The sequence below is a fragment of the Acinetobacter sp. NIPH 542 genome (assembly GCF_000369825.1).
GTDB lineage: Bacteria > Pseudomonadota > Gammaproteobacteria > Pseudomonadales > Moraxellaceae > Acinetobacter > Acinetobacter oleivorans.
In genome coordinates, this window is sequence record NZ_KB850204.1 from 298,492 (window position 1) to 320,437 (window position 21,946).

The following is a 21,946-nucleotide window of genomic DNA, read 5'->3' on the forward strand; positions in this document are numbered from 1 at the left end:
ATATTGTATCCGTGTAAAAATAAAGACCTAGATTATTGGTTTGTAATTTTTTTTGGGGATAAAAAAATAATAGGACAATAGTGTGCTCAGGTTATATCGTAAACCGAATAAGGGGTTAATGGGTGTCGATATTAGTTCGACTTCTGTTAAGTTGTTGGAGCTCTCTGTTAAGAACGGTAAATATTGGGTGGAAAGCTATGCTTTAATGCCTTTACCCGAGAACAGTGTAGTTGAAAAAAATATCTTGAATCCAGAGGCAGTTGCGGAAGCTTTGGAACGGGCGATGAATTTAGCAAATCCCCAAACCAGTAACGCTGCAATTGCTGTTCCAACATCGACGGTTATTCATAAAACCATCGAAATGGATGCAGATATGAATGATGACGAACGAGAAGTTCAGATTCGTTTAGATGCGGAGCAGTATATACCGTTCCCTTTGGATGAAGTGAGTCTTGATTTTGAGGTTCTGCCGGATCGACTGCCTAACCCAAACCGTGTAAATGTACTTCTAGTTGCAACAAGAACAGAAAATGTTGAAACACGAGTAGAAGTGCTGGAGCTGGTGGATCTAACGCCTAAGCTTGCTGATGTCGAAAGTTATGCTGTCGAGCGTGCTTTTAGTGTATTCGCTGATAGTTTACCCATGGGTGCCAATACCATTGGTATTTTAGATATCGGCCATACCATGACTACATTATCGGTTATGCAAAGTGGCAAAATCATTTATACCCGTGAACAAGTCTTCGGCGGCAAGCAGCTTACTCTGGAAATTCAGAGCCGTTATGGTTTGTCATTGGAAGAAGCGGGACGAGCTAAAAAAGAACGCTCTTTACCAGATGACTATGACATCGAAGTTTTAGAGCCATTTTTAGATGCGGTCGTGCAGCAAGCAGCCAGATCTCTACAATTTTTCTTTTCTTCATCACAGTTCAATGAAATAGACCATATTTTACTAGCGGGTGGGAATGCCAACATTCCTGGGCTTGCCAAATTGTTGCAGCAAAAACTTGGTTACCGTGTAACCATTGCCAATCCGTTTTTACAAATGGGTTTTTCTCCTCAAGTCGATATTCAAAAACTTGAAAATGATGCTTCATCATTAATGGTGGCATGTGGTTTGGCTTTAAGGAGTTTTGATTAATGGCAACAATTAATTTACTTCCTTGGCGTGATGGGCTTAGGGAACAGCGCAAAAAACAATTTATTATTTTCTGTTTTGGGGTCGTTGTGCTGGGGATTACCACTGTATCTTCTGGGTGGTTTTATTTAAATCAAAAATTAGATGATCAAGAACAAGCTAATCAACTCATTACTAGTACAAACCAGAGTCTAGATCAACAGCTTAAAACCTTAAATGGCTTGCAAGAACAGCGTGATGCCATTATCGAACGTATGAAACTTATTCAGGGGTTGCAAAGTCAACGTCCTGTTGTTGTGCGTTTGGTGGATGAATTGGTACGGGTGACTCCGGCAGCGATGTATTTGACTAAATTTAGCAGAACTGGAGATAAATTTACCATTGAAGGTAAAGCAGAAAGTCCAAATACGGTCGCGGAGTTATTACGTAATCTCGAAGCATCACCATGGTATCGCAATGCTTTTATGAACTCTTTCTTGGCGACCGAAGAGAAAAAAGATAAGACGGCGAGTTCACTGCTTCCTAGAGTAGAAGATAGTTATGGCAGTTTTGTTGTGACTGTTGATTTAGGAGAAATGGGGGGGACTACAACAGATGATACCGCGAATACGTCTGTAAGTGCGGATAAGGGGGCGGTTAAATGAGTCCGGATGAACTTCATGAGTTGTCGTTAGAACAAGCTCCATCTAAGAAAAAGCAGATCACTTTAGAAAAATTTCTTCAGCAATTTAACACACTAGATATGAACAGTTACGGTAGCTGGCCATTATCTGTGAAAATTACGTGCTGGATTTTTATTTTCTTTGCTGTGTTGGCTTTAGGATACTTTGTTGTTATTCAGCCAAAGCTTCAAGCAATTGATAATGCGCAGGCACAAGAAAGTAATTTGTTGAATGAGTTTCACGAAAAGGATTCAAAATTACGTAACTTGCAGCAATATCAACTTCAACTTCAAGAGATGCAAGCAAACTTTAATCAGCAGTTAGAGCAACTCCCAAAAGAAACCGAGATTCCAAGCTTGGTTGAGGACATTAACTTAACTGGTGTGAGCTCTGGTCTGAAGTTTAAAAATATTCGTTTAGAAGATGAAGTGAAGCAGGAAATCTTTATTGAACAGCCTATTACGATGGAAGCAACTGGCGATTATCACGCTTTTGGTGCTTTTGTTAGTAGTATTGCGGCATTACCACGTATTGTGACGATGCATGACTTTGTTGTAGAAGCTGCACCTGTTAAAGATAGTAAGTCAGATATTCCTGTACTTAATTATTCTATTAAAGCAAAAACTTATCGCTATATGGGCGCCGTAGAAAATGCTGAAAATCCGGAAAACAACGTTTCGGCTTCAGTAGCACCTGTTTCCTCTACTGCTAATACACAGTCGAAATAGGAGCATTACAATGAAACTTAAACAAATTTCTTTTTCTATTTTGGCATGTTTGGTTTTAGTTGGATGTGATTCTAGAATCGATGCTGTAAATCAGCAAATGGCAAATATACGTAATCAGCCACCACAACCGATAGATCCAGCACCTGTTTTCACGCCTGTGCCACAATTTAACTATGCGGCTCATCAGCTAAAGAGTCCATTTTTACCAAGCTCACTTGCTGCTGAGCTCAAAATTATGGCAGGAAAACAGGTATATCCGAATTTCTCACGTGCACCTCAGCCTCTAGAAAGTTATGCATTAGAATCCTTAAACATGAAAGGAAGCATACGTAATAACCGTGGGCAAGTATTGGCTCTTATCCAATCACCCGATCAGCAAATTGAACGGGTACAGGTGGGGAACTATATCGGGATGAACCAAGGGCGTATTACTCATATTGGTCCAACCCAGATTGATCTGGTAGAGATTGTCCCTGATGGGCGCGAAGGCTATGTGGAGAGACCAAGAACCTTAGTGTTAATTGGACCCGCACCCTAAAAATTTAGGGAATAACAAAGAAAAAGTATTTTTAAAGATTATTTAATTGGGGATGGTCAGACAATGAATCACGTATTCCGTCAGTTTTCTATGGGGGCTGTAGCCATTGCACTTATGCAGGTTGCCTCTGCACAGGTCAGCATGACTAATATTGTACCAACGCAAATTGCAGGTCAGGGTACAGAAATTCGAGTTATGTTTAATGGTTTACCACCACAACCACAGGCATATCAACTTGAAAATCCTTCACGTTTGATTTTGGATTTTAATAAAGCTCAGCAGACTTTAACCCAGTCAAAAGTGGCAATTGGTACAAATGAAGCAAGCTCAGTTGATGTAAGTTCTGATGATCAGCGCTCACGTTTAACTGTAAATTTAAAAGAAGCAGGTGCGTTTACAACGCGCATTGAAGGCAATACTTTTATTCTAAAGATTAATTCAGCTCAAGCAGCTATTAAGCCTTTACCAACCACGACAGTACAACCGCAAGGTGTCTCAAATATTGGCTTTCAGCGCGGTGGTCAAGGTGAAGGACTAATCGTTATTGATTTATTGGGAAGTAATACCCCTGTTGATGTTCAGCAACAAGGTAGCAAAGTCGTAGTGAGAACTCTGGGCTCTAAAATTCCCACACATTTAGCTAAACGTTTAAATGTGAATGATTTTGCAACTCCTGTTTCTACCATTGAATCTTATAACGAAAAAGGCAATGGTGTTATTACAATTCAATCTACTGGTAGCTATGAATATATGGCTTATCAAGCGGAAAATAAACTCACCATTAGCTTAAAGCGTCCTCAGGATAAAAACGTAACTTCTTTATATAAGACACCTAATTACTCTGGTAATAAGCTTTCTCTTGATTTCCAAGATATTGAAGTCCGTCGCGTTTTACAGTTACTTGCCGATTTTACTGGCATTAATATGGTGGCCGCCGATAGTGTTCAGGGTAATATTACTTTGCGCTTGAAAGATGTTCCGTGGGATCAGGCACTTGATATTATTCTAAAGACTAAAAATCTGGATAAACGGAGAAATGGTAACGTTATTTGGATTGCGCCTGTTGCGGAATTGATTAAGGCTGAAGAAGAAGAAGCAAAAGCTGTCGCACAGAGTGTCAAACTGGCTCCCTTACAAACTGAGTATATTCAACTTAAATATGCTAAAGCTGGCGATATTATGGGTTTAATTACTCAAGGTTCAAATAATGGCAATGGTTTGCAGCATACTTCGGGTGGAGGTACTTCAACTTCTACTAACTTAAATACGGGTGTTGATAGTTTAGGAAATAACGTAGGAAGTTTATTGAGTCCACGTGGAACAATTACTCAAGATGATCGCACCAATACCTTGATTATTAACGATACAGCTCAGTCGATTGATCAAATTCGTAAAATGATTGATTTACTGGATGTACAAGTTAAGCAAGTCATGGTTGAGGCACGTATTGTTAGAGCATCTACTTCTTTTACCAAAGAGCTTGGCGTTAAGTGGGGGATCCTATCTCAAGGAATTACCAATAATAATAACTTGCTGGTTGGTGGTAGTGAAACAACTTTATGGAATTTACGAGAACCCAAAAAAGATGAGACTACGGGAGGATATAAATACACGATTGAACGTCCAGATAACTTAAATGTCGATTTAGGGGTAACCAATCCGGCTGGAAGTATTGCCTTTGGTTTAATTAGTATGTCTGATTTTATGCTTGATCTTGAACTTTCAGCTTTACAAGCCGATGGCTATGGTGAGGTTATTTCTACGCCTAAAGTGATGACTGCAGATAAACAACCTGCAAAAGTTGCAACAGGTCAGCAGGTCCCTTATCAATCTACAACGAACTCTGCTGCAGGCTCAACTGCCACAACCTCATTTAAAGATGCGCTGTTAAGCTTAAACGTGACACCAAGTATTACACCTGACGGTAAGATCCAAATGAAATTAGATATTTCGAAAGATTCTGTTGCTGGCGCTGCTCCTAATGGTGAGTTAATTTTAAATAAAAATCAGATTAACACCAATGTGCTGGTTAATAACGGTGAAACAGTCATTTTAGGGGGGGTGTTTGAGCAGACTACAATTAACTCACAAACCAAGGTTCCTTTCTTTGGTGATATTCCCGTACTTGGGCATTTATTCAGAAAAGATGTGAAATCTGATGATAAACAAGAATTACTGATTTTCGTTACGCCACGAATTGTTAATGACACTTTGGTGAGAAATCATTAATATATTTTTTAATGAAAGCAATTGAAATAGGTGGCGCCTTGCCAAGCAAAGCGTTTGAAACCCTGCCAAATATTTATTTGGTGGGGCCCATGGGGGCAGGAAAAACAACCGTTGGACGTCATTTAGCCGAAATATTAGGGCGTGAATTTTTAGATAGTGATCATGAAATTGAACGCAAAACAGGGGCTACTATTCCTTGGATTTTTGAAAAAGAAGGGGAATTCGGATTTCGTGCTCGTGAAACCATAGTGTTGAATGAGTTAACTTCCCGTAAGGCTTTGGTTTTAGCAACAGGCGGTGGTGCGATTACTCAAGCACCCAATCGTGAGTTTCTTAAGCAGCGTGGTATAGTGGTTTATCTTTACACTCCTGTGGAATTACAATTACAACGAACTTATCGCGATAAAAACAGACCTCTATTACAAGTTGAAAACCCTGAACAAAAATTGCGAGATTTGTTAAAAATACGTGATCCTTTATATCGTGAAGTTGCTCATTACACGATTGAAACTAATCAGGGTGCTGCACGCGATCTTGCTCAAAAGATTCTGCAACTTATTTTGTCTAACACGCTAAAATAGCCAAACTTACTCGTGGTTTAATAAACTCATGCAAACTTTACATGTTGAATTAGGCGAACGCCGTTATCCTATTTTTATTGGCAGTCAACTTGATCCTAAACAGTTGCTTGAACCTTATATTCATGGTCAACAGGTCATGATTGTGAGTAACGAAACGGTCGCACCTTTATATTTATCTCACTATCAAGAAGCATTACAAAGTTTGGGTAAAACTGTAGCTACATGTATTTTGCCCGATGGTGAAAAATATAAAGATATTCAGCATTTAAATTTAATTTTTGATGCACTTCTTGAAGCTGGTTTTAACCGAGATTGTACGGTTTTAGCTTTGGGCGGTGGTGTTATTGGTGATATGGCTGGCTTTGCATCGGCGTGTTTTCAGCGCGGTGTTTATTTTGTTCAGGTTCCAACTACGCTTCTTTCACAAGTAGATTCAAGTGTGGGTGGTAAAACTGGTATTAATCACCCACTGGGTAAAAACATGCTTGGCGCATTTCAGCAACCTCAAGTTGTTTTGGCTGATATGGCTCAACTCAACACCTTACCAGATCGAGAATTGTCTGCTGGATTATCAGAGGTTATTAAATATGCCTTGTTAGGCGATGCTGATTTTCTTGTTTGGTTAGAGCAAAATATGAATGGGTTGATTGGGCGAGATGCTGATCTTTTAGGAGAAGCTGTTTACCGTTCATGCGCTCATAAAGCCCGTATTGTTGCAAACGATGAAAAAGAGCAAGGCGAAAGAGCCTTACTTAACTTAGGTCATACGTTTGGTCATGCTATTGAATCTTATCTAGGTTATGGAACTTGGTTACATGGCGAAGCAGTAGCTACCGGCATGGTTATGGCAGCTGATTTATCACAGCGTTTGGGCTGGATTTCAAGTGATGATGTAGAGCGTACAAAAAAAATTATTCAACGCGCTAATTTGCCGATATCATGTCCAAAAATTCCATTGGATGAATTCCTTGGATATATGGCACATGATAAAAAAGTCCTCAATGGTCAATTACGTTTAGTGTTGTTAAAGCAACTTGGACAAGCGGTAATTACTAAAGACTTTGATGTTGAATTCATGAAACAAGCTATTTTGGCAAATCAACACGGATAATAAATTAAGGTAACACATGACTGTATCACGTACACTTTGGCAGAATGTTCAACAATATATCTGGTTGGTGGGTGGTATCGTCTGCTTGTTTCTGGCTTTTCTTTTCTGGGTAATGACGGATAGTAAGAAGCTTGTAGAAGTTGAAAAAGCTGCTGATTCAGAAGCACCTGTGCAAATTCAGCCAGAAAAAGTGGCAACAACGGCTAACTTAGGGGCTTTAGCCGATGAGGTTAGGCCTCTTGATTTAACGACTCGCACAGTTGCTTCAGGTCAGCATGAAGCAGAGTTTCGCGGTACAAAATTTATTAACGAAAACAAGAAACAGTGGACGCTTGAGTTATTCCGTGCATCTGACGAAGATATTATTAAAAACTTTTTAAAGAATCGTTCAGACCGAAATAAATTTATCTACTTCCGATTAAGTGGAGAGAAGCAATCTGAACAATATGTTTTGACATATGGTGTATTTAAGCGTTCTGAGGATGCAATTCAGCAGTTAACGCAACTGAATCTTGATTTGCCTGAATCAATTAAGCCACAACCACAACAATTTTCTACTTATGTACCACTAGTTAATGACTTGGGTGCAGATGAAATGAAAGGTGGCATTAGCCAAACTTATGAAGTGCGTTTACGTCCAGCGGCTTTGCCTAAAATTGATGAGTCTTTGCTCATGGGCGCAGGTGTAAACGGTGCGACAAGTACGCAGCCGAAAGTGGCTGCTCCAGCAACGAACTCTACAACTCGAACGACCATTATTCGCCGAGATGCTGAAGGAAATGTTGTGGATGTACATCAGTCCAATTCTGCAGATGCTTCTAAAAAGACTCAGCAAAATCGTGAAATTGAAACTACTCCTAAAAATGCAACAAATGAGGGCACAAGAGGGAACTAAGGATAAGAATAATGTGCACAAATATAGTGCAATAACAAAAGATATATATAATTTTTGATCAAGTGTGGTGCATATTTGGTCATTTATTAAAATGATAGCCTGAATAAAACTGATCTATTTTTAAGAAATATAAACACTTAAGCTTTAAAAATCATATTGGCATAGTTTTTGCTTTATTCTTGTGCTTATTAATGTACTGCTAACTATTTTGGCGCTCTAAAGAGTGAAGTCTATGCAGAGTCGTGGGGTCGAGCTGCTTTAAAAGAGTGCGAAATAAGTCAAAACATTTTTCTAGCAAAAACCAGTGTACGTAAAAATGGAACAGCGTATATTGGCTTATCAGCCCAAAATTTTTTTTTGCGAAACATTGAGCTAACTATCGTCCGTAGGCAATATCGCAGAAATAAGTTGTTTGTTTGACGCTCGAAAGAGCCTTATTGAAAGAAGGGTACGCTATGCACATGCCATCGCCTAATACTGTAGCTCCCGCTCAAGGTTTATATCAACCTGATGAGTTTAAGGATAACTGTGGTTTTGGACTGATTGCCCATATGAAGGGTGAATCAAGTCATCATCTTGTAGAAACCGCGATTCACAGTTTAAGTTGCATGACGCACCGTGGTGGTATTGCCGCAGATGGCAAGACGGGAGATGGTTGCGGCTTATTATTGGCGATGCCAAAGCAATTTTTCCGTGATGAAGCAAAAAAACTAAGCGATATTACACTTAGCGAAGTTTTTGCTGTAGGAACGGTATTTTTAAATGTCGATCCGGCATTAGCGCAGCACTCTAAAAATATTTTAACTAAAGAAATCGAGGCTGATGGCTTACGCGTATTGGCTTGGCGTGTTGTCCCTACAAATAATGATGCACTAGGTGAAATTGCACTTCAATCTTTACCTGCTTTTGAACAGGTCATTGTGAACTGTCCAATGGGTGTAACTGAAGTTGAGTTTAACCGTAAACTATTTTTGGCACGTCGTCGTGCAGAACAACAATTACAAAATGATCCGTCATTCTATGTGACTACGCTTTGTTCGACAGTGATCAGCTATAAAGGCTTGATGATGCCGGCTGCAATTGCTGAGTTCTATACAGATTTGGCAGACGAACGTTTAAAATCACATATCGTGGTGTTCCACCAACGTTTCTCGACCAACACTTTACCTCGTTGGCCTTTGGCTCAACCATTCCGTTACCTTGCGCATAATGGTGAAATCAACACTATTACAGCAAACCGTAACTGGGCATTGGCACGTACGCCTAAATTTGAAAACCCATTGTTACCAGGCCTAACTGAGCTTAACCCAATTGTGAACCGTACTGGTTCAGACTCTTCAAGCTTAGATAACATGCTTGAAATCTTGGTTGGTGGCGGTATGGATTTATTCCGTGCATTGCGTATGCTCGTGCCACCAGCTTGGCAAAACGTTGAAACTTTAGATGCAGACTTACGTGCATTCTATGAGTTCAACTCTAAGCATATGGAAGCTTGGGATGGTCCAGCAGGTTTAGTAATTCAAGATGGTCGTCATGCCATCTGTATGCTTGACCGTAATGGTTTACGCCCTGCACGTTGGGTCATTACCAAAAATGATTACATTACCTTGGCATCTGAAATTGGTGTGTGGGGTTATGAACCTGAAGATGTTATTTCTAAAGGTCGCGTAGGCCCTGGTCAAATTTTAGTAGTTGATACTTTAACAGGTAAAGTACTTGATACTAAAGATGTTAGTACTCATTTGAAAAATATGCGTCCGTACCGTGAGTGGTTACGTGATCATGCAATTCGCCTCAATGCTAATCCTGAACTTGAAGAACAATTAGTTGATCAAGGTTTAACAGGTGATGCTTTAAAAGCAGCTCAAAAAATGTTTATGGTGACATTTGAAGAGCGCGACCAGTTGTTGCGTCCTATTGCTGAAAGTGGTCAGGAAGCTGTAGGTTCTATGGGTGATGATACGCCAATGGCTGTATTGTCTCGTCAAGTACGCCATGTGACTGATTATTTCCGTCAACAATTTGCGCAAGTAACAAACCCGCCAATTGATCCACTACGTGAATCGATTGTAATGTCGCTCGAAACCTGTTTAGGTCGTGAACAGAATGTATTTGAGCAAGGTCCAGAGCACGCAGATCGAATCATTATTTCGAGCCCTGTTCTGTCTAACTCAAAAATGCAGCAAATCCGTAGTATTGATCGTGCAGGCTATGCGTCTGTTGACATCAATTTGAACTATGCTGAAGAAGAAGGTTTGCAAGCTGCGATTACGCGTATCTGTGAAGAGGCAGCGCAAGCGGTTCGTGATGGTAAAACTTTAATTGTTTTAACTGATAAAAATATTCGCCAAGGTTTCTTGCCTGCAAACGCAGCGCTTGCAACAGGTGCAGTACACCATTACCTCATTAAAACTGGTTTACGTACTGATGCAAACATCATGGTTGAAACTGGTTTTGCACGTGATCCGCACCAATTTGCAGTATTACTAGGTTTCGGTGCAACCGCTGTTTACCCATACCTTGCATATGACGTAATTAATGATTTGATTGCGAAAGGTGAGCTTTTGGGTGATCCAATCCATGCTCAAGCGAACTTCCGTAAAGGTATTGAGAAAGGCTTATTAAAAGTTCTTTCAAAAATGGGTATCTCTACCGTTGCTTCGTATCGTGGTGGTCAGCTTTTTGAAGCAGTGGGTTTATCATCTGAAGTTGTAGATCAGTGCTTCTTGGGTGTTCCAAGTCGTATTCAGGGTGCAACATTTGCTGATCTAGAAAAAGACCAGAAAAAATTAGCTGCTACAGCATGGTCAAATCGTAAACCAATTGATCAAGGTGGTCTGCTTAAATTCGTATTTGATAAAGAGTATCACGCGTTTAACCCAGATGTGATTAACTCATTACACAAAGCAGTTCGCTCTGGTAAATACGAACACTTTAAAGAATATGCTGAATTGGTAAATAACCGTCCAGTAGCGACTATCCGTGACTTATTTAAGTTAAAAACAACGAACTCGATTCCAGTTGAGCAAGTTGAATCAGTTGAAGAGATTTTGCCTCGTTTTGACTCTGCAGGCATGTCTTTAGGTGCTCTTTCTCCAGAAGCGCATGAAGCTATTGCAATTGCGATGAACACGATTGGTGGTCGTTCAAACTCTGGTGAGGGTGGTGAGGATCCAGTTCGCTACGGCACAATTCGTAACTCGAAAATCAAACAGATCGCATCTGGTCGTTTTGGTGTAACGCCTGCGTATCTAACTTCTGCTGAAGTATTGCAAATTAAAGTTGCTCAAGGTGCAAAACCAGGTGAAGGCGGTCAGTTACCGGGCGGTAAAGTAAATGGTTTAATTGCACGTTTACGTTACTCAGTGCCGGGTGTAACACTGATTTCACCTCCACCGCACCACGATATTTACTCAATTGAAGATTTGTCTCAGTTAATTTTTGACTTGAAACAAGTTAACCCGCAAGCAATGGTTTCAGTAAAACTGGTATCTGAGCCGGGTGTAGGAACAATTGCAGCTGGTGTTGCGAAGGCATATGCAGACTTCATTACCATTTCTGGTTATGACGGTGGTACTGCTGCATCTCCACTTTCATCAATTCACCATGCGGGTTCTCCATGGGAGTTGGGTTTAAGTGAGGCGCATCAAGCTCTTCGTGTAAATGACTTGCGTGGCAAAGTACGTGTACAAACTGATGGTGGCTTAAAAACGGGTCTTGATGTGATCAAGGCAGCAATTTTAGGTGCTGAGAGCTTTGGTTTCGGTTCAACCCCAATGATTGCGTTAGGTTGTAAATATCTACGTATTTGCCACTTAAACAACTGTGCGACTGGTGTTGCAACTCAACAAGATCACTTACGTCAAGAGCACTACATTGGCGAACCAGAAATGCTCATCAATTTCTTCCACTTTATTGCGGAAGAAACACGTGAATGGTTGGCAGCATTAGGTGTGTCTTCATTGAAAGACTTAATCGGTCGCGTTGATTTACTCGAAGTATTACCGGGTGAAACTGAAAAACATGCTCATCTTGATTTAAGTGCATTGTTAACTTCTCATCCATCTGCTGACGGTAAAGCACAGTACTGTGAAGTACAAGGGAATGCACCATTTGATAAAGGTGTGTTAGCTGAGAAAATGGTTGCTGAAATGCTTCCTGCAATTGAATCAAGCGCAGGTGGTCAGTTCAACTTCAATGTTGTGAACTGTGACCGCTCGATCGGTGCTCGTGTGTCTGGTGAAATTGCTCGTCGCTATGGCAACTTAGGTATGGAAGTACATCCAGTAGTGATGAACTTAACTGGTACAGCTGGTCAGTCACTTGGTGTATGGAACGCGGGTGGTTTACACATCCGTCTTGAAGGTGATGCAAACGACTATGTGGGTAAAGGTATGGCAGGTGGTCGTATCTCAATTTTCCCACCAAAAGGTTCACCTTTCCAAACCCAAAACACAGCAATTATTGGTAATACCTGTTTGTATGGCGCAACTGGCGGTAAGCTTTTTGCAGCGGGTACAGCGGGTGAGCGTTTTGCAGTTCGTAACTCTGGTGCATTTGCTGTAATTGAAGGTGCTGGCGATCACTGCTGTGAATATATGACAGGTGGTGTTGTGACTGTACTTGGTAAAGTAGGCCATAACTTTGGCGCGGGCATGACTGGTGGTTTTGCTTATGTACTTGACCTGGACAATGACTTCGTAGATTACTACAACCACGAATTAATTGATTTAAATCGTATTTCAACAGAATCTATGGAAGATCATAAAGAGTTCTTGTTGCGTATTATCGATGAGCATATTAAAGAAACAGGTAGTGCCTGGGCTTATAAAATCCGCAATGAGTTCGATTTCTACAGCCGTAAATTCTGGCTTGTGAAACCAAAGGCTGCTAATTTACAAACGCTTTTGAAAACAACACAAGCTGATCCACAATAATTCCACGACTGCAACGACATAGGCAGGTGCGGACAACAGTGAAAACCGCGCCTACCCACGGAGAGAGACATGGCAGAACGCCTAAATAATGACTTTCAATTTCTGGATGTAGCACGCCAAGATCCAGAGAAAAAAGATATTACTGTCCGCAAAGCAGAATTTGTGGAAATTTATAAGCCTTTTACATCGGAAACTGTTACTAATCAGACTCACCGTTGTTTAGGTTGTGGTAACCCATATTGTGAATGGAAATGTCCTGTACATAACTACATTCCAAACTGGTTAAAACTCATTGCTGAAGGCCAAATTTTCCAAGCTGCTGAGCTTTGTCATCAAACGAACACGCTACCCGAGGTATGTGGTCGCGTATGCCCACAAGACCGTTTATGTGAAGGTGCTTGTACCTTAAATGATGGTTTTGGTGCAGTAACCATTGGTAATGCTGAAAAATATATCAACGATACAGCCTTTGCTTTGGGCTGGCGTCCAGATATGTCAGGCGTAAAATGGACTGACAAAAAAGTTGCTATTATTGGTGCGGGCCCTGCTGGTTTAGGCTGTGCAGATATTCTAGCTCGCGGTGGTGTTAAACCAGTTGTATTCGACAAGCGTCCTGAAATTGGTGGCTTACTTACATTTGGTATTCCAGAATTTAAAATGGAAAAAGATGTGATGAAACGCCGCCGTGAAATTTTCACAGGTATGGGCATCGAATTCCGTTTAAATACTGAAATTGGCACAGATGTAACCATTGATGAATTACTTGCAGAATATGATGCGGTGTTCATGGGTATGGGAACTTATACCTACATGAAGGGTGGTTTCCCGGGTGAAGATCTTAATGGCGTTTATGATGCTCTTGATTTCCTAATCTCTAACGTGAACCGCTGCCAAGGTTGGGAAAAAGATCCAAGTGAGTACATCAGCTTAGATGGTAAAAAGGTGATTGTACTGGGTGGTGGTGATACAGCGATGGACTGTAACCGTACTTCATTACGTCAAGGCGCTCATGATGTAACATGTGCATATCGTCGTGATGAAAGTAACATGCCGGGTTCTGCACGTGAAGTAAAAAATGCCTATGAAGAGGGTGTAAAATTCCTATTCAATCGTCAACCGATCGAAATCGTTGGTGAAAATGGCAAAGTGACAGGCGTAAAAGTGGTAACGACACAAATGGGTGAACCAGATAGTCGTGGCCGTCGTAGTCCTGAACCAGTTCCAGGTTCTGAAGAAGTATTACCAGCCGATGCAGTTTTACTTGCATTCGGTTTCCGCCCAAGCCCAGCGGATTGGTTTGGTAACGCGAATATTAATCTTGATGGTTCAGGTCGTGTTGTCGCAGCTGAAAAACAAGAATTCAAATTCCAGACATCAAACCCGAAAATCTTTGCTGGTGGTGATATGGTGCGTGGCTCAGACCTAGTCGTGACTGCAATTTGGGAAGGCCGTCAAGCTGCTGAAGGCATTTTGGATTACCTTGGTGTCTAATAAATTAATTTGTTAAAACACTCAAAAAAAGCCTACTTCAAGTAGGCTTTTTTATTGTCTACCATTAGTCACTTTGATGTTTTTAGCAAATATAATAAGCTTTTTTGCCCTTTTTAGCTTTTTAAGCTCGCGACATACTCAAAACTTCCTTCTTCAATACAATAGGTGTTGAGTATGAACATCGCAGGTATGACGGCAGAAAAATCATATTTAAATCGTCGAAAAGCGTTGGGTATTACAGTGCGTCGTCTTGAATTTAATCCAAAGGCGATCAAGCGGCACTATTTTGCAAACTCGCCTCTCATGTCTCATTTTTTAACTGCACTTTCATCAACGTTTCCAGTGGGTGAGCAATTTTTTGTAAATAGCGTACGTAATGTGCGTGATAAAGTTTCAGACCCTCAATTACAAGCGCAAATTGCAGCTTTTATTGGACAGGAGGCTATGCATTCAAAAGCGCATGGCGAGTTTAATGAAGCTTGGCGCCGTGATGATTATAATCTGGACAGTTTTCAAAATTGGTTAAATGAGCGCGATAAATACTTAAGAACGATTCCACCTAAGCTGCAATTAGCCCTTACTTGTGCTTTTGAACATTTTACAGCTCTCCTTGGAGCATATGTTTTACAACATCCAGAATTGTTAAAAACGTTAGATCAAGATGCGTTAAAACTTTGGGTATGGCATGCGATTGAAGAAATTGAACATCGTTCAGTCGCTTTCGATGTCTATCAACATGTCTATGGAGATGACCGTATTCGTCGCTTACTCATGCGTAGCGTCACTACTGGGTTTGCGAGTCTGGCTTTTTATGGGACAACTCGTTTATTTTGGCAAGATAAATGGAATAGCTTACCTAAAATCGGAGGTAATTTGTTTGGGGCATATTTGCTGATAAAGATGCTTGTCCAATTAATGCCTGAATACTTTGCATATTACAAAAAAGATTTTCATCCTAGTCAAAAAGATTACGATAAGATGGTGGATTACTGGAAAAGTTCTTTAGCAGAAGAATATCAAATGGCAAGTTTTCAACAAGAAAAAGATCAAAGATTAAGTTAATAGAAAACCGGATTTAAAAATCCGGTTTTTAAAAATCAATAAAATAAAAGCAACACAATAATGCCAAATTCATCATACAATCGGGTAAAGAGGTCAAAAATATAAAGAAAAACTTGAGGATAATGTGACGATGAAAACGTTGAAACAATTAGCGATCGCAACAACACTTGCCAGCACCTTACTGTTTTCGGGATGTGGCTATAATACTCTACAAGTAAAAGATGAGGCTGTAACAGCAGCGTGGTCTGAAGTACAAAACCAATATCAACGTCGTTCAGATTTGGTACCAAACCTTGTCAATGTGGTAAAAGGTTATGCTAAACATGAAGAGCAAGTATTAACTGAAGTGACACAGGCTCGCTCGAATGTTGCGGGTTTAAAAGTTGATAAAGAAGTTTTAGAAGACCCAGCTTTACTTGAAAAATATCAACAGGCTCAAAGTCAATTAACAGGGGCATTATCTCGATTGATTGCTGTATCTGAAAACTACCCAGATTTGAAAGCCAATACTCAATTCCAGGAATTACAAGTTCAGCTTGAGGGTACAGAAAACCGTATCGCAGTTGCACGTAATCGTTATATTACAACAGTGCAAGATTACAACGGATATGTACGCCAGTTCCCGCAAGCAGTGACTGCAAAAGTAATTGGTATGCATCCTAAAGCCAATTTCTCTGCCGAAGCATCTGCACAGCAGGCACCAAAAGTTTCTTTTGATTAATTTTAAGAATCAAAGGAGTGCTGCATGAGAAATAATATATTGCTTCAGCTTAAGCAAATTAAGGTATTTGTTATTACCTTAATTTTGCTCTGTTGCGGTGTTCTTTTTCAGAATGCAGCATGGAGTGAGACTAATATTGCAACTGCTACTGATGAAACTGACACCATTGTAGCGGGCAAAATCATTCAAAAACAGCAAAATCAAGCCACTGCGTCTAAGACAGGTGAACAAGCTGCTTCAAGTGTTGCTGCTTCGCCTAAAGTCTCTAACGATATGGCAGAAGGTGAAGCAATTCGTGGTTTGCCAACTTTAAATCAGCCTGTTATTGATCAAGCTAACATTTTAAGTGCAGCTGAGAAACAGCAGCTTGACCAAAAAATTCTAAGTTTATACCAACAAGGCAAAGCGCAAATTGGTGTCGTTATTGTTCCGACTACGGGCCAAGAAGATATTTTTGATTATGCATTACGAGTGGGTGAGCAGTGGCAATTAGGTTCAGCTAAACGGGACAATGGATTGCTCATTGCAGTTGCGGTAAATGATCGACGCATACAAATTTTAACTGGATACGGTTTAGAAGGCGTATTGCCTGATATTGTCGCAAGTCGGATTATTCGAAACCAAATTACACCTTATTTTAAACAAGCCCAATATGCACAAGGTTTAAATGCAGGTCTTGATGAAATTGGAAGGATTTTAAATCTTGACCCAGAAGTCGCTCAGCAAGCTGCTCAAGATTTAAAAGAACGCCAACATCAAGCTGCGGAAGAGCAACAAGCTAAACAGACAACCCTGACAATGGCTTTATTTATTCTTGTTGCTGGAATTGTGGGTTCATTTATTGTAGGACGACCTCTTAGTGCATCTACTGCAGGTGTTGCTGCCGCGGTAGCAGGTTTTGTAAATGGCGCAGGTCTAGTGACTAGCTTATTACTTGGTTTTGGAATCTTCTTTTTACTCATTACTTCTATTGCCCAACTTATTTTACAGGCCATTCTGAGTGGTTCTGGCGGCGGTGGCCGTGGAGGAGGCTTCGGTGGTGGTGGCGGAGGCTATGGTGGTGGTGGAGGTCGTTTTGGCGGTGGAGGTGCTTCAGGCTCATGGTAACAACATCAGAAACAACACAAATAATTACTCAGCCAAAAATTGAGGAATCTGTAGAGCCAAGTCTAAAACGTTGGTTTAAGCATTTATGTTATTTCCCAGCCAGTAGTCGTTATTTTTCAAAACAAGATAAGCAAATTATTGCCGATGCAGTACAACAGGCAGAACATGGACATGTTGGCGAGATACAGGTTGTAATTGAAGGCCATATTCCATGTTCACAAGCCTATAGACAAAACACGCGTTTAAGAGCACAGCAGCTATTTGCAGAGTTAGGCGTTTGGGATACTGCATTAAATAGCGGCGTATTGTTATACCTAAATTTATGTGAACGTACTGTAGAAGTTATATTTGACCGTGGTATTAGAAATGCGACTAACGATCAGGTCTGGCAGCAGATTTGTGAGTCTATCGTTCAACAACTTAAACAAAAACAATATCAACAAGCTGTCGTGATGGGGGTGCAGCAAATTGGAGAGGTATTGTCACATTTTTATGATGAAAACATGCCAGATCAATCCAATGAATTGGGAAATGCTCCAATTATTATTAATTAAGTTATTTTCTAAAAGTTCTATATCTCATAATTTTTAAATTTTTATTTCTCAAGGTGGTTGACAAAAAATGTCACCTATTTATTTATTTTTAAAGAGAATTTTTTCACAAAAGCAAATAGAAAGTTTGATGGATTTTATTTAATTTTTTTTATGTGTGATGTGTTGTGGTAAAAAGTCATGTGACGATTTTTGTCAGTTATTTACAGTGATTTTATATTCAAAAAGTTGGAAAATTAATATAAGTTTTTGTTTTATAAATAAAATAAAAGTTGGCATGGATGCTGCAATATAGTTGATAGCTGAAAAAGCTTATATAAAAACATACATACAATCTTTGGGGAAAAAGGCTATGAATGCACAAAAAGGTTTTACATTAATTGAACTTATGATCGTTGTTGCGATTATCGGGATTTTGGCGGCAATTGCGATTCCTGCTTATCAAAATTATGTAGCTCGTTCTCAGGCTACAGCTGGATATTCTGAAATCAGTAATATGCGCACAGGTTATGACACAGAATTAAATGATGGTACGGCGATTGCTTCTCTTTCTCAAGTTGGTTTTACTGCAACATCATCTGGCGCATGTTCAGCCATAGGGGTTACGAATTTTGGTAATGATGGTGCAGCTACGAACGCTATTACTTGTACTTTAAAAGGAAATCCAAAAATCGCAGGAAAAATTATTTCACTTTCGCGTTCATCTGCGGGTGCATGGACTTGTAGTACAGATATTGCTACTACTGACAAATTCTTACCAAAAGGATGTACAGGTGGTGGAACACCAGCTGTTGGCGCAATTACTACCTTATAATGTTTATACCATATAATAAAAATGCACCTTAAATTAGGTGCATTTTTATTATATAAATCGAAATTTATTATTCAATGACAATTTTTAAATAGCTTGAATGTCTTATATGTTGTCAAAATTTTTTTTTCTATTTGCATGTATAATTCTCACAAGTTTTGGTCTCTAACCTGTCACTATGCAAGTATTCTTCCTATTCCTCGCTGCAATCCTGTTAGGTTTTGCATGGTTGTCTCCATTCCACTATAGTCCTTGGGTCATGTTTTCGAGTGAAGTGAGTACTTTTGGGGCTGGATTATGCGTATTAGCCGCCCTAATTCAGCAAAATATAAAAATTCCCAGAGCACAGCTATTGTTGCTGCCATTTACTTTAATTCCAATAGTGCAGTGGGGTTTGGGTTTGGTTTTTGATCTGAGCACAGCCTTGTTAAGTTCATTTTACTTGCTAGGTTTTTGGTTTATGGTCTTGGGTGGTTACAATCTGTCATTAGATCAACAAAAGCGTGATCAAATCTTTTCGGGTTTTAGTTTACTCGTAATTATAGTATCCCTTGGCACTAGTTTTATTGCAATTTGCCAATGGTTAAATATAGAGTCTCATTTTGTCCATATGCTTCACCTGATTGGTAACCGTCCTTATGGGAACTTCGGTCAGCCCAACAATATGGCAACTTTCTTAATTGTCGGGTTGCTAGGTTGTTTGTACTTATATGAAAAGAATAAGGCTACGGTCTGGTTACTTCTACCTTCAGCACTAATTATTTTGTTCACGGTTGCATTGAGTCAATCACGTACCTCATGGATTGTTTTCCCATTTTTATTCATCTATTGGCTGATTAAGCAATTTAAACAGCAAAAACGTTTTGGAGTTATTCAAAGTCTTTTGTGGTGTTTAGGTTTTTTTGTAGTTGCAGGGGGGATTCTACCCTTTGTAACAAATCTAATAGAGGCATGGTCAAGTACAAATGTAACCGAAGCAAGCACTTTGGTGGAACGAGCAAGCTCTGGGTATTTACGTTTTAATATCTGGTCGCAAATGTTACTTGCTGTGCAGCAGCATCCTTGGTGGGGATATGGCTGGAATCAAACCAGTGTGGCACAAATTACTGTTTATCATGCTTTTCCCACAGGAGAGTGGACGACTAGTGCCCATAATGTATTACTTGATTTAATTATCTGGAATGGCATTCCGTTAGCTACTGTAATCATTGCTTACTTTACGTGTTGGTTCCTTTGGTTGAATCAACAAGCTAAAAATACCATCTCGATTGTAGCGATTATGATGGTATGTACTGTGCTTATTCATGCCATGTTAGAGTTCCCACAGCGCTATGCTTATTTCTTACTTACTTGTGGGTTTTTACTTGGTGTTGTGCAAGCACAGAGCCCAGTGCTCAAAGGAATTGTGCTTAATAAACAACTTCTCCGTTTAATATGGGTTGTAAGTTTACTACTGATTATTGCGATTTTACGTGATTACAATGTGTATGTTCTAAATAGTAATTTGCTTTTCAATAATAAGCGTCCAAATGCTGAATTTATGGGAAGCAGTAAGATTTTTGTTTTAACGCAGTTTGAAGAGCGTTTAAAATGGATTGAACTTAATTCTGAAACTGCATTACCCGAAGCTGACTTAGTTCATTGGGAAAATTTCGTAAAGAATAAACCTACTCCCTATAACTTACGTAAATATGCAAAATTACTAGCTTATAATGGAAAAATAGAGCAAGCAGAGCAGCAAATATTTATTTTACAGCATCTCTATAAGCAAAAAATAACGCTACCAGAATTATTAAAAGAAAAGTAATAAAAAATCCCCTTGTATTCAAGGGGATTTTTCATGAGAAATTACATCTGACTCTGGATGTAATTTTCAATCCCAACACTGCCGATAAGGTCAATCTGAGTATCTAACCAGTCCCAATATTCTTCTTCTTTTTCTAAAATTTCTTGAACAAGATCACGAGTCACATAGTCTTGTTCTGTTTCAGCGAGAGCAACTGCTTTTTGAATCGCTTCTATATTTTCTTTCACTTTACGAATGTCACATTGCAGAACTTCTTCTGTATGTTGACCAATATAAAGTTTGCCTAAGTGCTGAAGATTAGGTAGACCTTCCAAGAATAAAATACGTTCAATAATTTTGTCTGCATGTTTCATTTGACGAATGGATTCTTTATATTCAGCAGAGCCAAGCTGCTCAATTCCCCAATCATTAAACATGCGTGAATGCAAAAAGTATTGATTAATTGCAGTTAGATGATGATACAGCACCTGGTTGAGCTGATTAATGACATCACGATTGCCTTTCATTGTAGCTACTCCAAAACAATTTCTGCCTTAATTCAATTAAGGCAATCTATAAAACCATTCTAGTGAACAATCATGGATAAGGCGAGTAATTTATAGAACAGCAAATGAAAATCGCAATCAAAAACAACACAATATTAGGAAAGGAGAGTTTCCAACCAAAAAAAACCGCTTGAATGAGGAACTATTAACGTTCCGCAAAAAGCGGTGGAGGAGCTAATAAATACTATTAAATTTTTATAAATTTTTTACGCAGCTACAGAAATGCGAGCAGCGATTTCTGCTAATTCTTCATTAATAATAGCACGTGCTTCTGGTGCACAGCGTCCACAGCAAGTACCAAGATCAAGCAAATCACGAATTTCGCGATAGCTTTCCGCGCCATTTTCAACAGCGTCTTTAATATCTTGATCGGTAATGCCACGACACAAGCAAACGTACATGGGAGTGATCCCCAAATATAAATGCGATAATTGATATTATTGATAATTATTATCGTTTGTCAATGAAATTCATTTAAAATCTCATTTATTATTATTGGGAATTTGGATAAAAAAATACCACCTGAGCGGAAATCTGAGTTATGTTCAGATTTTATACAAAGGTGGTTCATAATTTAGAGTTAAAAATTTAACGAAAAATATTTAATATATTTTATATCTTATTGATTAATAACTACAATACCATCCATTTCAACTAAAGCACCTTTTGGTAAACTTGCTACACCAAGAGCTGCGCGTGCAGGATATGGTTGAGCAAAATATTCACCCATAATTTGGTTTACAAGTTGGAAGTTTGATAAATCAGTTAGAAAAATATTGAGCTTCGCAATGTCTGCTAGAGAGCCGCCGGCAGCTTCACAAACTGCTTTTAAATTATCAAATACACGGCGAATTTGAGCTTCAATACCTTCTACAAGTTCCATACTGTATGGGTCTAAACCAATTTGCCCTGAAAGATATAATGTATTATCTACTAAAATGGCTTGAGAGTATGTGCCGATAGCAGCAGGGGCATTTTCAGTATGAATTACTTGGCGGGACATTTGGTTCTCCTTGATTAAATCTCATTTCA

The 21,946-nt window shown here is 39.5% G+C and carries 19 protein-coding genes; 16 read left to right on the forward strand and 3 right to left on the reverse strand.

The features are described from left to right. The first annotated feature begins 82 nt into the window (after positions 1–82). The 16 genes from F886_RS02440 (at position 83) to F886_RS02515 (ending at position 20,369) form a co-directional block, all read left to right on the forward strand. Entirely contained in the window at positions 83–1,141 is a 1,059-nt protein-coding gene (locus F886_RS02440; RefSeq protein WP_005300961.1) for a pilus assembly protein PilM, read from the forward strand. Continuing rightward, entirely contained in the window at positions 1,141–1,782 is a 642-nt protein-coding gene (locus F886_RS02445) for a PilN domain-containing protein (RefSeq protein ID WP_005300964.1), read from the forward strand. Before F886_RS02440 ends, F886_RS02445 begins: the two co-directional genes overlap by 1 nt. After that, entirely contained in the window at positions 1,779–2,528 is a 750-nt protein-coding gene (locus F886_RS02450; RefSeq protein ID WP_005300968.1) for a type IV pilus inner membrane component PilO, read from the forward strand. The genes F886_RS02445 and F886_RS02450 overlap by 4 nt, the downstream gene beginning before the upstream one ends. A gap of 10 nt (positions 2,529–2,538) precedes the next feature. Further along, on the forward strand, positions 2,539–3,066 hold the full coding sequence (locus F886_RS02455; RefSeq protein ID WP_005300971.1) for a pilus assembly protein PilP: 528 nt from the start codon (positions 2,539–2,541) through the stop codon (positions 3,064–3,066). A 63-nt stretch (positions 3,067–3,129) separates the two neighbouring features. Further along, positions 3,130–5,295, forward strand: coding sequence for a type IV pilus secretin PilQ (gene pilQ, locus F886_RS02460; protein ID WP_005300972.1), 2,166 nt, complete (start codon positions 3,130–3,132; stop codon positions 5,293–5,295). Between the two features lie 11 nt (positions 5,296–5,306). Further along, positions 5,307–5,876 (forward strand): shikimate kinase AroK, encoded by a 570-nt coding sequence (gene aroK, locus F886_RS02465; RefSeq protein WP_004789808.1) that lies wholly within the window; start codon positions 5,307–5,309, stop codon positions 5,874–5,876. A 28-nt stretch (positions 5,877–5,904) separates the two neighbouring features. Continuing rightward, the gene (aroB, locus tag F886_RS02470; RefSeq protein WP_005300977.1) at positions 5,905–6,987 is read left to right on the forward strand and encodes a 3-dehydroquinate synthase; all 1,083 of its coding nucleotides are present in this window, start codon (positions 5,905–5,907) and stop codon (positions 6,985–6,987) included. 16 nt (positions 6,988–7,003) lie between these two features. Continuing rightward, positions 7,004–7,882, forward strand: coding sequence for a hypothetical protein (locus F886_RS02475; RefSeq protein ID WP_005300981.1), 879 nt, complete (start codon positions 7,004–7,006; stop codon positions 7,880–7,882). Positions 7,883–8,343: 461 nt separating this feature from the next. Further along, positions 8,344–12,819 (forward strand): glutamate synthase large subunit, encoded by a 4,476-nt coding sequence (gene gltB, locus F886_RS02480; protein WP_171067762.1) that lies wholly within the window; start codon positions 8,344–8,346, stop codon positions 12,817–12,819. Between the two features lie 69 nt (positions 12,820–12,888). Then, positions 12,889–14,310, forward strand: coding sequence for an FAD-dependent oxidoreductase (locus F886_RS02485; RefSeq protein ID WP_004789801.1), 1,422 nt, complete (start codon positions 12,889–12,891; stop codon positions 14,308–14,310). Positions 14,311–14,484: 174 nt separating this feature from the next. Continuing rightward, on the forward strand, positions 14,485–15,372 hold the full coding sequence (locus F886_RS02490) for a metal-dependent hydrolase (protein ID WP_005300987.1): 888 nt from the start codon (positions 14,485–14,487) through the stop codon (positions 15,370–15,372). A gap of 130 nt (positions 15,373–15,502) precedes the next feature. Then, entirely contained in the window at positions 15,503–16,093 is a 591-nt protein-coding gene (locus F886_RS02495; protein ID WP_003653797.1) for a LemA family protein, read from the forward strand. A 24-nt stretch (positions 16,094–16,117) separates the two neighbouring features. After that, complete coding sequence (locus F886_RS02500; RefSeq protein ID WP_005300990.1) at positions 16,118–17,200, forward strand: TPM domain-containing protein; 1,083 nt, start codon at positions 16,118–16,120, stop codon at positions 17,198–17,200. Further along, the gene (locus tag F886_RS02505; protein WP_005300993.1) at positions 17,194–17,754 is read left to right on the forward strand and encodes a TPM domain-containing protein; all 561 of its coding nucleotides are present in this window, start codon (positions 17,194–17,196) and stop codon (positions 17,752–17,754) included. Before F886_RS02500 ends, F886_RS02505 begins: the two co-directional genes overlap by 7 nt. A 349-nt stretch (positions 17,755–18,103) precedes the next feature. Next, on the forward strand, positions 18,104–18,565 hold the full coding sequence (locus F886_RS02510; RefSeq protein WP_005300996.1) for a pilin: 462 nt from the start codon (positions 18,104–18,106) through the stop codon (positions 18,563–18,565). A 175-nt stretch (positions 18,566–18,740) separates the two neighbouring features. Next, entirely contained in the window at positions 18,741–20,369 is a 1,629-nt protein-coding gene (locus F886_RS02515) for a PglL family O-oligosaccharyltransferase (RefSeq protein WP_005300999.1), read from the forward strand. A gap of 41 nt (positions 20,370–20,410) precedes the next feature. On the opposite strand, the gene bfr is transcribed toward F886_RS02515, so the two are convergent. The 3 genes from bfr to F886_RS02530 form a co-directional block, all read right to left on the reverse strand. Then, complete coding sequence (bfr, locus tag F886_RS02520; RefSeq protein WP_000678123.1) at positions 20,411–20,875, reverse strand: heteropolymeric bacterioferritin subunit Bfr; 465 nt, start codon at positions 20,873–20,875, stop codon at positions 20,411–20,413. Positions 20,876–21,120: 245 nt separating this feature from the next. Next, complete coding sequence (locus F886_RS02525; RefSeq protein WP_004789790.1) at positions 21,121–21,315, reverse strand: bacterioferritin-associated ferredoxin; 195 nt, start codon at positions 21,313–21,315, stop codon at positions 21,121–21,123. Positions 21,316–21,533: 218 nt separating this feature from the next. Further along, a complete protein-coding gene (locus F886_RS02530) occupies positions 21,534–21,917 on the reverse strand; it encodes a RidA family protein (RefSeq protein ID WP_004789789.1) in 384 nt (127 codons plus the stop codon). Positions 21,918–21,946: the final 29 nt, after the last annotated feature.